12 protein-coding genes and 1 pseudogene are annotated in these 12,196 nt (G+C 42.9%); 4 read left to right on the forward strand and 9 right to left on the reverse strand.

The window, feature by feature from the left end:
* Positions 1 to 21 precede the first annotated feature (21 nt).
* Together DB520_RS02235 and DB520_RS02240 are read right to left on the reverse strand one after the other, a co-directional pair.
* Complete coding sequence (locus DB520_RS02235) at positions 22 to 1,725, reverse strand: GMC oxidoreductase (protein ID WP_114748027.1); 1,704 nt, start codon at positions 1,723 to 1,725, stop codon at positions 22 to 24.
* On the reverse strand, positions 1,718 to 2,281 hold the full coding sequence (locus DB520_RS02240; RefSeq protein ID WP_114748028.1) for a gluconate 2-dehydrogenase subunit 3 family protein: 564 nt from the start codon (positions 2,279 to 2,281) through the stop codon (positions 1,718 to 1,720). Before DB520_RS02240 ends, DB520_RS02235 begins: the two co-directional genes overlap by 8 nt.
* A 134-nt stretch (positions 2,282 to 2,415) precedes the next feature.
* Here DB520_RS02240 and DB520_RS02245 point away from each other — a divergent pair, with 134 nt between their 5' ends.
* Together DB520_RS02245 and DB520_RS02250 are read left to right on the forward strand one after the other, a co-directional pair.
* A complete protein-coding gene (locus DB520_RS02245) occupies positions 2,416 to 4,665 on the forward strand; it encodes a TonB-dependent receptor family protein (RefSeq protein WP_114748029.1) in 2,250 nt (749 codons plus the stop codon).
* Between the two features lie 84 nt (positions 4,666 to 4,749).
* On the forward strand, positions 4,750 to 5,355 hold the full coding sequence (locus DB520_RS02250) for a nitroreductase family protein (protein ID WP_114748743.1): 606 nt from the start codon (positions 4,750 to 4,752) through the stop codon (positions 5,353 to 5,355).
* 28 nt (positions 5,356 to 5,383) lie between these two features.
* On the opposite strand, the gene DB520_RS02255 is transcribed toward DB520_RS02250, so the two are convergent.
* Positions 5,384 to 6,544 (reverse strand): DUF4221 family protein, encoded by a 1,161-nt coding sequence (locus DB520_RS02255; protein ID WP_114748030.1) that lies wholly within the window; start codon positions 6,542 to 6,544, stop codon positions 5,384 to 5,386.
* Positions 6,545 to 6,676: 132 nt separating this feature from the next.
* On the opposite strand from DB520_RS02255, the gene DB520_RS02260 reads away from it, so the two are divergent.
* Positions 6,677 to 7,828, forward strand: coding sequence for an ATP-binding protein (locus DB520_RS02260; protein ID WP_114748031.1), 1,152 nt, complete (start codon positions 6,677 to 6,679; stop codon positions 7,826 to 7,828).
* Positions 7,829 to 7,840: 12 nt separating this feature from the next.
* Here the strand turns inward: DB520_RS02260 and DB520_RS02265 are convergent.
* From DB520_RS02265 to DB520_RS02290, 6 genes and pseudogenes are all read right to left on the reverse strand, one after another.
* Positions 7,841 to 8,092: pseudogene (locus DB520_RS02265) on the reverse strand (DUF4143 domain-containing protein); the annotation flags it as partial.
* Entirely contained in the window at positions 8,041 to 8,286 is a 246-nt protein-coding gene (locus DB520_RS27585) for an AAA family ATPase (RefSeq protein ID WP_114748033.1), read from the reverse strand. The pseudogene DB520_RS02265 and the gene DB520_RS27585, both read right to left, overlap by 52 nt.
* Positions 8,287 to 8,451: 165 nt before the next feature.
* The gene (locus DB520_RS02275) at positions 8,452 to 9,015 is read right to left on the reverse strand and encodes an FKBP-type peptidyl-prolyl cis-trans isomerase (protein WP_114748034.1); all 564 of its coding nucleotides are present in this window, start codon (positions 9,013 to 9,015) and stop codon (positions 8,452 to 8,454) included.
* Positions 9,016 to 9,017: 2 nt separating this feature from the next.
* On the reverse strand, positions 9,018 to 9,578 hold the full coding sequence (locus DB520_RS02280) for an FKBP-type peptidyl-prolyl cis-trans isomerase (protein ID WP_114748035.1): 561 nt from the start codon (positions 9,576 to 9,578) through the stop codon (positions 9,018 to 9,020).
* Positions 9,579 to 9,597: 19 nt separating this feature from the next.
* Entirely contained in the window at positions 9,598 to 10,524 is a 927-nt protein-coding gene (locus DB520_RS02285; protein WP_114748036.1) for an FKBP-type peptidyl-prolyl cis-trans isomerase, read from the reverse strand.
* Positions 10,508 to 11,557 (reverse strand): DHH family phosphoesterase, encoded by a 1,050-nt coding sequence (locus DB520_RS02290; protein ID WP_114748744.1) that lies wholly within the window; start codon positions 11,555 to 11,557, stop codon positions 10,508 to 10,510. Before DB520_RS02290 ends, DB520_RS02285 begins: the two co-directional genes overlap by 17 nt.
* A 188-nt stretch (positions 11,558 to 11,745) precedes the next feature.
* On the opposite strand from DB520_RS02290, the gene DB520_RS02295 reads away from it, so the two are divergent.
* The gene (locus DB520_RS02295) at positions 11,746 to 12,171 is read left to right on the forward strand and encodes a nucleoside-diphosphate kinase (protein ID WP_114748037.1); all 426 of its coding nucleotides are present in this window, start codon (positions 11,746 to 11,748) and stop codon (positions 12,169 to 12,171) included.
* The last annotated feature ends 25 nt before the right edge of the window (positions 12,172 to 12,196 follow it).

Raw genomic sequence — 12,196 nt, forward strand, 5'->3', positions numbered from 1 at the left:
ATCCTAAATATTCGGTAAGGGTTATTTTCCCCTTTCCCGAATGGCATGATCCACTGCTCTTGCTGCCAATGCCATATAGGTAATGGAAGGGTTTTGGGTGCCCGTGGATGTCATACAGGCACCATCTGTCACATAAACATTTGGGACGGCATGAAGTTGGTTCCATTTGTTCAACAAACTGGTTTTGGGATCCTTACCCATACGTACACCCCCCATTTCATGAATATCCAGTCCCGGAGCTCTATGGTCATCACGGGTTCGGATATTGGTGAACCCGGCAGCCTCAAACATTTCGGAAACCTGCTCAATATAGTCTTTCACCATTTTCTCGTCATTGTCGTCATAGCCCACGTTGACCTTAAGCAATGGTATCCCCCATTCATCGGTTTGCTTAGGATCCAGGCCTACCTGGCTTTCCTCTTTGGGGATTGTTTCACCCATCATGTGGGAGCCCACTCCCCATACGCCGTATTTGGGGTTAAGAATGCCCTTTTCTAGGTTTTCACCTACATCTGACAAATCCCGCTCTATTCCCCTACTTCCACTGAAACCTGCTGCATATCCCCTAAGGAAGTCTGTCTCCTGCTTCATTAAATTCCTGAACCTGGGAATATAGGCACTGGTAGGCCTTCTTCCTTCAGTGGTATATTCCAATAATCCCTCATATTGGCCAGAGACTCCCGCCCGGTAGTTATGAAAGGCTATATACTTGCCCAAAAGCCCATTATCATTACCCAAGCCTTCCGGAAACCTATTGGATATTGAATTCAATAAAATCAGGTTGGTATTAAGTGCAGAGGCATTCAAGAATATCAGGTCCGCATAAAATTCGGTCTCTTCTTTAGATTGGGCATCTATGACCTTAACCCCCACAGCCTTTTCCTTCTTTTCATCATAAATAATACTGTGGACAACTGCATGATGTTGAAGAGTAAGGTTGCCCGTGTTCATTGCCCAGGGTAGGGTAGCAGAATTACTGCTGAAGTAGCCTCCAAAGGGACAGCCTCTCTGGCAAAGCACCCTGTGTTGACAAAGTGTCCGACCTTGCTTGGCATAGTATTCTTCGTTTCCGGTAATGTGTGCACAACGGGCAATAATTACGTCTCTTCCCTTGTATTTTTTGGAAACGAAGGATTTGAAATAATGCTCTACCGCAGAGAGTTCCATGGGAGGTAAAAACTCCCCATCAGGAAGATGGGGAAGGCCGTCCTTATTCCCTGAAACTCCCACAAATTTTTCTACATAACTGTACCATGGTGCTAAATCCTTGTATCGGATAGGCCAGTCCACGGCAAAGCCATCTCTGGCTGGGCCTTCAAAATCAAAATCGCTCCAACGCTGTACATGCCTGGCCCAGAGTAAGGATTTACCCCCTGTCTGATAGCCCCTGATCCAATCAAAAGGTTGCTCTTGTACATAGGGATGTTCCTGATCCTTTACAAAGAAATGCTGCGCATCCTCCCTGAAAGCATAACACCTGCTAACTATGGGGTTTTCCTTCTGTACCTCTGCGGGTATTTGTCCCCTATGTTCAAACTCCCAGGGGTATTTATTCGTGGTAGGGTAATCCTTGATGTGCTTTACTTCCCGGCCTCTTTCCAATATCAGGGTCTTAAGCCCTTTTTCGGTGAGTTCCTTGGCTGCCCAACCCCCACTCATGCCCGACCCAATGACGATGGCATCATACGTGTTATTTTGTCTATGCTTAGTATTAAGATTAGCCATTGGTTTTGATTATTTCAGTTTCCTCTATGTTTACCTTTCCCTTGAAGCCACCAGGAACCAACTCATAGGGACTTATTTCTGTAAGGAAATATTCGGAAGTCATATACCCTTGTATAGCAAACTTCTTGGTGGTTCCCAAAAAATGCCTGATGTTTTCGGTAGTTTTTTCCGTTGCAGTGTCCGCTGCTAATATTGCCCGAAAGGCATCCGCTCCTGTTGGTGCATCCATATCCGTGAAGACCTTCCCAAACTGCTTTTTGGTATAGTTGTCCAATTCCTTTAGCCCTTTTACAAAGCTTTTCTGTTCCTTTTCTTCCATACAGTCATTGGCCATTACCAGTACAAAGTCCTGCAGGGAGATTTCTTCCGCACCTTTTAGGTTTTTGCCGGGAAGGATCACATTGACCACTGAAGTAAGCACTTGCTTGTCTGCCTCGGTGATACCCAGGTTTTGGTAGGCCTTCAAGGCTTCTTCCTTACTGAAATCACAGGATGGTATCAATACCAATCCCCCAGTTACCATCGCCAACTGCTGAAGGGCTCGTCTTCTATTCATAACATATCAGTTTGGGCACAAGATATTGATTTTTTGATTAAGCGACGAACCTTTTTTTTATCGGCGGATTATATAAGTGTAAATGGATTACCTTTGTCGATAGCCTTTTGTTTTAAGAATTCCTGACTGCTACAATGAAAAACACCATACTTGCCTTATTTATTGCCTTGCCTCTGATGGGCATAGGACAAACTACCCTAACAGTTGTGGATAGCAAAACTGAGGAAGTTATTCCTTATGTTTCTATTAAGATCAACAATCAACCAGCCTATGTCACCGGTGAAAACGGCAAGGTTTCCCTTTCACTCGAAGGGCCAATGGAAGGGGTATTCTCTCATGTGGCTTTTGAAAAAAAGGCTATCACAATCCCTTCCTCTGGAGAGCATACCATTCGTTTAGAAAGGGCAGACAATCCCTTATCGGAAGTAGTGGTCTCCTCTTTTGAAACAGAAAGGCCGCTTTTGGTACAGGCTGCCGGAATCGCCAGAATCTCTGAAAGTGAACTTTACAGATTTAATGAAACCTCCATTGTAAACGCCTTTAACACCAAACCAGGCATAAGAATAGAAGAAAGGGCCCCGGCATCGTATCGGATATCCATAAGGGGAAGTTCACTGCGCTCCCCTTTCGGAGTAAGAAACGTGAAAGTTTATTGGAATGATATGCCTTTTACTGCCGCAGACGGCACTACCCCACTTAACATCCTGGACCTGTCTAACATCGAAAATACGGAAATTATTAAGGGTCCAGCAGGCAGTATTTATGGAGCCGGAAATGGGGGAGTAATCAGTTTTACCAGCAAGCAGGATGTGCAAGAAAACCGAATCAGCACGGATTTGAATGTGGGGGATTTTGGCTTAATGCGATACCGGCTTGGTGTGGACCAAAAGCTTGAGAATGGCAGCATCAGTGCCTCCTATGTGAGGCAAAAATCAGATGGGTTCAGGGAACATACGGCAATGGATCGGGAAGTTTTCCAAATTGCAGGGCACTTTCATCCTTCCGAAAAGCAAAGCATCACCACCCAGTTGTTGTATTCAGACTTATTCTATGAACTTCCCGGTGCACTTACAGCCGAGCAACTTGCCACCGACCCCACTATGGCAAGACCGGGCTCAGCGGATCAAAATGCCAGCATAGGCCTGAAATCCATGTATGGGACCCTGGCCCATTCCTACCAGTTCAGCCCCAAAACCTTTAACAAGACTTCTCTCTATCTCAACACGGTGGATTTTGAAAACCCTTTCAATTTGGATTATAAAAAAGAAACTCAATTCAGTTACGGGGGCAGGACCAGTTTTACACATAATAACACTTTGGGAGGCATTCCGATAAGACTGATCGGAGGAGGTGAGTACCAACTCGCCAAAGCAGCAGCTCAAAATTACGGGAATCGCGGGGGGCAGGCAGACACCATCCGATTTAGCGATGACCTGATCACAACCACTGCTTTCCTTTTTCAGCAAGTGGAAGCGGAACTAACTCAGAAAATGCTGTTTACCGTTGGACTGAGTCAAAATTTTGCCCAATACGATATCGCCAGAAATATAGATGCCGTGACTGGCAACCCGTCTTCAGCCGTTAAGAGATTTGACCCAGTCATCGTGCCAAGGGTAGCCTTATCCTACACCTTGACCGAAAACTCCGCTGTGCATGGAAGTATCAGCTCGGGATTTTCCCCTCCTACTATTGATGAAGTAAGGACCAACGAGGGCACCATCAACTTGGACCTGGAGGCGGAGCGTGGGATAAATTACGAAGTGGGTTACCGGGCAAGCTACAAACAAGGGTTGGTGAACTTTGATATAAGCGCCTTTTACTTCAATCTGGACGAAACCATCACTACTTTTACGGACCCACAAGGTGTGGTCCTCTTTAGAAATGCGGGAGCTACCGATCAAAAGGGCGTTGAAATGCTAGTGGATTATGCCTTAATAAGGAATCAGCTTGCATTTTTTCAGGAAGTGAAGCTTACCCATACATACACTGGCCATTTCTTCACCTTTAGCGACTACAGTCGGGGCGAAAATGATTTTACAGGCAATGACCTCACGGGGGTTGCCCCCAATACACTGGTTAACCAATTGGACATCAGGACAAGGCCTGGCGTATATCTCAATTTTACGCATCAGTTTGTGGATGAAATCCCCCTCAATGATGCGAATACCGTTTATCAGGATGCTTATCACCTCATAAATCTCCGCGCAGGGTGGAGAAGGAATCTAGGTGCCAAATGGGATTTTGAGGCCTTCATGGGCGTAGAGAATCTCCTTGATGAGTTGTATAGTTTAGGGAATGACTTAAACGCATTTGGGGGCAGGTTTTGGCAACCTGCGGCACCAAGAAACTATTATGGCGGAGTTAAGCTAGGAATGAGGTACTGATACATCCTTGGCTGTTGGCTTAATTTTTGAATTTTCCTACGTTGATTTAAGTTAACTTAACCAAAAAACACTTTACTAATTATGATGAACAGGCCTGTATTCAATATTGAGGAAGTAAACAAGATCATCCGTAACCGAAGGTCACTCTTCGTGGCCCAGTTTAAGGAAAATGATCCAGTGGAGGACCATATCATCCAGGAATTACTGGAAAACGCCAACTGGGCTCCCACCCACAAATTGACAGAGCCCTGGAGATTCACGGTTTTCACCGGGGAAGGTCTTCATAAATTGGCGGATTTCCAATCGCAACTATACAAGGAAAGAAGCCAAAAAAACGGGAATTTCATTGAGGCCACTTACCAAAAACTAAAAGAAAACCCCTTAAAGACCTCTCATATCATCGCCATTGGTATGAAAAGGGATTTAAAAGCCAACCTTCCCGAAATGGAGGAAGTAGCCGCTGTGGCCATGGCGGTGCAAAATATGTACCTCACAGCAAGTGCCCGAGGATTGGCCGCTTATTGGGGCACCGGAGGCCCTACGTTCTGGCCCGAGGCCAAACCCTTCTTTGGACTGGAGGAAGAGGACAAACTGATGGGCTTTTTCTATGTGGCCAAGCCCAATATGGACCGATGGCCACAAGGCAGGAGAGGCCCCATCTCAGAAAAGGTGCAATGGGTGAGGGAGTAAGAAAGACTATGGGTCTGTTTCCTTGAAATTATTCTTCTGTAGTAAACTTAACCACTTGATACCTAAAATGGTCCTCGTCGAAATCGGGGTGGTTTTCGTTATTTAGGGAAATATATAGGCCTTTGGTTCCCACCAGAAAATTCCCAGAGGGATATATCTCATTTTCTTCAAAAAGGTACTCCCCAAGAAGGTTCAGGTTGCTGTCCAATACCATTATTCCGGCAATTGGCCTGGATCTTCCTTGGGGCCTAAGTTCATCTTCTGTGGCTTCTTCATCTATTTCGATATTCGGAAGAGTTATTCTGTAAAATAGATCCCTGTATCCATCATAGATAAATGTTCCATAAAGATCATGTGCAAGTCTGGTCTTAATAGCCTCTTTTCTATCCCAGATCAGTTCATTCGCATACTGAAAACGATCAATGAACTTTGATTTATTTTGTTTCCGACCTAGAATCTCCCTATCTACCACATCATAAATAATAATCTCATGATCGTGCAGAGGGGCAATATATATCTTACCCTCCCTCATGGTCCAGGAAAAATCGGAGATTTTTTTACCTGCATCCCAAAAATCCTCCGCATAAAAAACTTCATGCCAAGTAACCTCCCTACTGTCCAAATCCATGCTAAATAGAAGATGGTGGTTGAAAATTTCTTCCTTACCCATATTTTGAAAATCCATAAAGTAAGGCTGTGGTCCGAATAGCTCTTTACCATACTTAAAAATGGGTCTGGATTCCGGTGTGTAAATGCCCATTACCTCTACCTTATGGTTTGGAATTTTCTCTCTAAATACCACTTCCCCATTGAAATTGATCAATGCTAAGGCAGGCGGAATGAAAGTTGCCCAAATGGAATCCAAACCCGTAATGGTAAACCCCATGGCCCTTGCCAAACTATTGGGGCCATCCTGCGCCAAAGGGACTTTATGAACGACCCTGCCATCTGAGAAATCGATAAAATGCAGCTTTTTCTCGACATGATTATAGGCAAAGAGAAAAGTGCCAGAATCCGTTTCCAAAAGTCGGGCGCTAGCAGGATTCATGTAAGTACAATCCCGAATGGGTATGGTAACTTCCTCCACCCTCTCCAGCACAAGTACGGGTTCGGACTGTTTTGACCCAGAATGGCAGGCCCAGCAAAGCAGGAAAAGCAGGCAGGAAGATAAGAGATAACCATGATTCATTTCATTAAAACTAAAAAATAAATATTTAATTTCATGACCGAAAATTAAAATTAAATAACCTTGGTGAATGTAAATTCATGATTTTGATAAATTATCCCTGCAATTTTAAATTTTATTTTTAAATTTGCAGGGATGATTAAGAGAATAATAGCCTCAGAGTTTTCATTTTCGGTCAAAAATTTTCCTGTCACAGGCCTAATAGGACCTCGGCAGGTAGGTAAAACCACGTTGGTAAAAAGTTTTTCGTACGAAAAACCATATATTTATTTGGATTTGGAAAGGTTTTCTGACCTAAATAAATTGAATGACCCCGAGCTCTATTTTGGATCCCTCCCTGACCATACCATCATTTTAGATGAAATTCAGCATAAACCAGAATTATTCGCCTTAATAAGGTCTTTGGTAGACGAACACCGATCTCCAGGAAGATTCGTAATTTTGGGGTCGGCCTCGCCAGAACTGTTGAAACAATCATCGGAAAGTTTGGCAGGTAGAATCAATTACCTAGAGATATACCCTTTAAACCTTTTGGAAGTAGGGGGGGATATCACTTTGGAAACCTTATGGCTAAATGGAGGTTTTCCAGAACCCGCCTTGCAACAGAATCGAAGGTTTAGGCAAACTTGGTATAGAAACTTTGTGAACAGTTATCTTCAAAGGGACCTACCCGCACTTGGGTTACCGGCAGATCCAAGCGTAAGTAGGCAACTCCTAATGATGTTGGCATCAATAAATGGAGCTACCGTAAACCATAGTATGTTGGCAAAATCCCTAGGGCTAAGCATGCCCACTGTAAAAACCTATGTGAAGTTCTTTGTCAATGCCTTTTTGATCACAGAGCTTCCCCCTTATTATTCGAATGTTAAAAAGCGCCTGGTAAAATCCCCGAAACTGTATTTCAGAGACAATGGCATGCTCCATTACCTACTCGGAATTTCTGACCGAGATGGGCTGTTTGGGAATATCGCAGTTGGAACTTCATGGGAGTCTTTTGTGCTGCATCAGGTTAAGTCCGTGCTAAGGTCTGATGATGAAATTTATTTTTACCGTACCCAGGATGGGGCAGAAATTGACCTTTTGGTAAAAAGGGAAAATCGGTGGTTGGCAGCGGTGGAAATAAAATTGAGCTTATCGCCAAAGCTGAAAAAGGGTACCTATATAGCCATGAAAGACCTGGGAATAAAAAAACTCTATGTGCTCACTCCTGGTCAGGACAGGTATATGTATGAACAAGATATTGAAGTCATTGGGCTTATGGACTTAATGAGGATGTTGCATGCGTAAGCAAAAGAAAATTTACCCTATCTCCATCAGGTCATAAAAGTTATCGGGATGGATCACCCTAAAGCTAGAAGCAGGATAGGTTTCCTGGAATACCTTAGGAAACTTGGCCTTAGACTTGAGATTAAATTTAAACTCAAAACAGGTTAATTCCCTATCCACTTCTTCAATAAAATCAATTTCCTGCTGATCATAAGTTCTCCAAAAATAGGTATTCACAAATCTCCTCCTATCTTCATTGAATTTAATCCGTTCGGCAATACAGAAGTTTTCCCAATAAAACCAATGTTTGGGATATGCTGAAGCTCACAATTAAAATAGCCTGATCGAACAGTAACTTGGGAAAGCAGCCTTTTTACTAAGGTGGTTTTGCCAGTTCTTCTTGCTCCATATAAAAGAATTACCTTCCCTTTAAAAAGCTGTTTTTCTATGCGATCCAATAAGTGTCTATGAATATGCATTCTTTGAAAGCTACTTCATAAATTTAGCTAAATTTATGAAGTTGATCAATATTGCCTTAATACTTTCGGGTGATTATCATTGTTGCTTTATGGCAATTTAACTGAAAAAAGGCATGCTATAAATAAAAAAAAGCGGTCAAATTTGACCGCTTTACAATTTGTATCTTAATCCAATCCGAGAAAGTCCACTTCAAACACTAAAACAGAATTTTCTGGTATTCCCGGAATATTTGGATTGTCCTGATAACCCAATGGAGAAGGAATGATCAGAACTGCTTTGGAACCACTTCTCAGCCTCCTGAAGCCATAACTGAAGCCTTCAATGGCACCGCCCTGATTGGTGGGCATTCCTACAAAAAAGTCAAAGATACGGTAATCCCTGTCTTCATTGTAAATATCGTGCTCAATGGCTACATCTTCAAGGTTGGTATCGAATACGACTCCATCATCCATTAAACTGCCGATATAGTTGGCATAGACTACGTTACCCGTATTGGGTCTACTTCCTTCCCCTTCTTCCTGAACGATTACAACTACTCCAGATCGGTCATGGATGCGATAGAGGCTGTCGTATTCAGCCGTCTCCAAGTATTCTGCAATTCTCAACCTATCTGTAGCCAGATTGCCTTCCCTGTCATAAACCGGGCCTCCGAAGCCAAATGGTTGCTGGTCACAGGAAGAGAAAATTGTTACCAAAAGAAGCGATATGGAAGCCAATTTATTTTTCATACTTACTCGTCAACTTCAGGTTTAGCCACTCTCACCAAATCCATTTCAAACTTCAGAATAGTATTTGGAGGAATAAGAGGACTGGGAGACTGGTTGCCATAGGCATAAATGGAAGGGATTACTGCCAATACCTTGTCTCCTTCTTTCATTTCGGATAGCGCCGCATACCAGCCTTGAATCACCCCTTGTTCTGGTGACACCCTAAATGGGCCATATTCCCTATTGGGGTTATGGATATCGTTTTCTTCAGCCACTGACTCAATGGAGGTATCGAATACTGTCCCATCAAGTAGGGAGCCTATATAATCTACGTAAAGGGTGTCAGTATTAAAATTATCCGGTCTAAGCCCTTCTTCGCTTTCCTCCAGAAACAGCAGTACCACACCTGTCTCTCCTACGTCCACCCTTCTGATGTATTCTTCATCGTAACTCTGGACAAACTCTTGGATGGTTTGCCTCTCCCTTTCAAAGTTTGCCTCTACATTTTCATCATCTGAAATACAAGATGCAAGAGCCGCCACCAATCCAAATAAGACAAACAGTTGCCATACGTGCTTTTTCATAGTTGGTTTTCTTTACTAATTAATTTTTCTTTACGTCCTTAATTTCAACGTCAAATATAAGAATAGAGTTTGGTGCAATCACCTCTCCTCGCTGAGAGGGGCCATATGCCAATGGAGAAGGAATTAACAATTTTGCCTTGGATCCTTTCCTGAGGTATTGCAACCCTTCGTCCCATCCAGGGATTACCGAACCTTGGCCCACCTGAAATTCAAATGGTTCGTAAGTTCGACCCTCTGTAAAGGTATTGTGCTCTTTGGCCTTGGACTCCACACTGGTATCAAAAACTCTCCCGTCCATCACATATCCGGTGTAGTTAACCGAGATGGTATTTCCTTGTTCCACCTCTTCCCCTGAACCCTCTTCTTCTATGACGTAAAAAAGACCTGATTCCGTCTTGGTGGCATTCAAATTATTTTCAGAAATATAGTTTTCTATGGTTTGAATATCCTCTTCCAGTTGAACACCAGCCTGGGCTTCTTCTTTACGCTGTCTTTCGGCCATTAAGTCATTAAAATAATCTTCGAAGATTTCCTCCTCAAGAACATTGACTACTCCAATATTAATGATTACATCATCCTCTGGCTGCAAGAACGGAGGAAGGTTTTCTCCAAAGATTTTTTCAGCCTTCGAATTGACCTCAATAGAGTCGCCCCGGTTTAAGCCAAGGAATATCTCATCGATGCCAGATTGAGCCTCTATGCTATCACTGTGTTGCAAATAGGGTGGTACTGGTTGGTCAAAACTGGAGATGAAAACGGAATCACTGCCAGTCTTGGCAGTAAAGTGGTAAACCACAAATTCCCCATCTTTAGTTTGGTCTTTTCCCTTGTTGATATATCGGTATTCAATACCATCAGAGGTGGTTTCTTTGCTTTCACAAGCTGCCATAAATAGGCCTGCTAGACCTATGGAAGTGGCCAACAATAAATTATTGATTCTTTTCATTGATTAATTCAAGTTGATTAAATAGAATATGTTTGTTTTCTCTTATTAAGTATTCGAATTTTTGAATAGTTTCTTTCATGTTTAAGTCCGAAACCCCTCCTGCGGCATTTTTATGTCCGCCACCCTTAAAATGGGTCGCCGCGAATTTATTGACTTCCACCTCCTCTGCCGAACGGAAGGAGATTTTCACCCCATCCTTTTTCTCTGTAAAAAGGGCGGCTATTTTTACACCATCCAAGGATAATGCGTAGTTTACCAGTCCTTCAGTATCTCCAGTCCTGGAGTCGTACTTTCTCAGGTCTTTTTTACTGATTGCAAAGTAGGCCGTTTGGCAATCTTCCAATATTTCAAGCCTTCGGGTAAGTGCAAAGCCCAGAAATTTCAGCCTGTTCAACGAGTTGGTGTCGTAGATAAGCCTAGCGATCTTAGCATTATCTGCTCCTAAGCCAATAAGCTCAGCGGTTACCAAATGAATATTCTTTGTGGTATTGGGGTGCTTAAAACCGCCTGTATCGGTCATGATTCCCGCATACAAACATTCTGCGATATCCTGATCCAAAAGGTCCTTGTCCCCCACCATGGTGATCAACTCGAAAACGAGTTCACAGGTCGCCGCCGCTTTGGTACTCCAGTAGGTAAATTCGGCAAAGTCCTCCGGGTCCTGGTGGTGGTCTATGTTCACCTTAAAAGCTTTGGAAGACTTTACGAGATCTCCCATTTCCTGGAGTCTGCTCAAGCAGGAAAAATCCAAGCAGAATATGATATCTGCATCCTGAATCTTCTCCCCTACCCATTTCTTTTTGTCCTTATCCTCAAAATTAACCACTTCATCATTTCCCTCCATCCAATTTAAAAAAGAAGGATAGTCAGATGGGGTTACCACCAAAACTTCATGTCCTTTCTTTTTCAAATAGTTTGCCATCCCTAGGGAAGACCCCAAGGCATCGGCATCAGGTTTATAATGTGTTGTAATAATGATCTTTTTGGGAGAACTGGACGAAATTTGTTCTTTAAATAGATCTAAATTATGCATGGATATCATTTAACCATTGTGCTTTCAAAAACACGCAAGCTGCAAAGTTCTGTATAATTTTCGGAAATTCCCAATATGCTACATGGACTAACAAAACGTTGAAAATTATACATTTAGCATAAAAACTTCGGACTTTGTCCTAAAACCACTAATTTTGCAACCAATTAAACCAAAATAAATTCTAATAAATGGCTACAAACCGAACATTTACCATGATCAAGCCTGATGCCTTTGGCGAAGGCAACGCGGGGGCAATTTTAAAGATGATTGAAGAGGCGGGTTTCAATATCCTTGCACTTAAACTTACGAAGCTGGATAAAGCGACGGCTGGTAAGTTTTATGCGGTGCACAAAGAGAGGCCTTTCTATATGGATCTTTGTGATTATATGTCCTCAGGCCCCATTATAGCAGCCATTTTGGAGAAAGACAATGCCGTGGCAGACTTCAGGAAATTAATTGGCGCAACCAATCCCAAGGAGGCCGAGGAAGGTACCATCCGCAAGCTTTTCGCTAAATCCATAGAAGCCAATGCGGTTCACGGATCCGATTCTGATGAGAATGCCAAAATTGAAGGCTCCTTCTTCTTCAGCGAATTAGAAATAATCAACGATTAACCCTTACCTTCAAAATACACAAACC

It is taken from the genome of Pleomorphovibrio marinus, from assembly GCF_003347495.1.
Lineage (GTDB): Bacteria > Bacteroidota > Bacteroidia > Cytophagales > Cyclobacteriaceae > Pleomorphovibrio > Pleomorphovibrio marinus.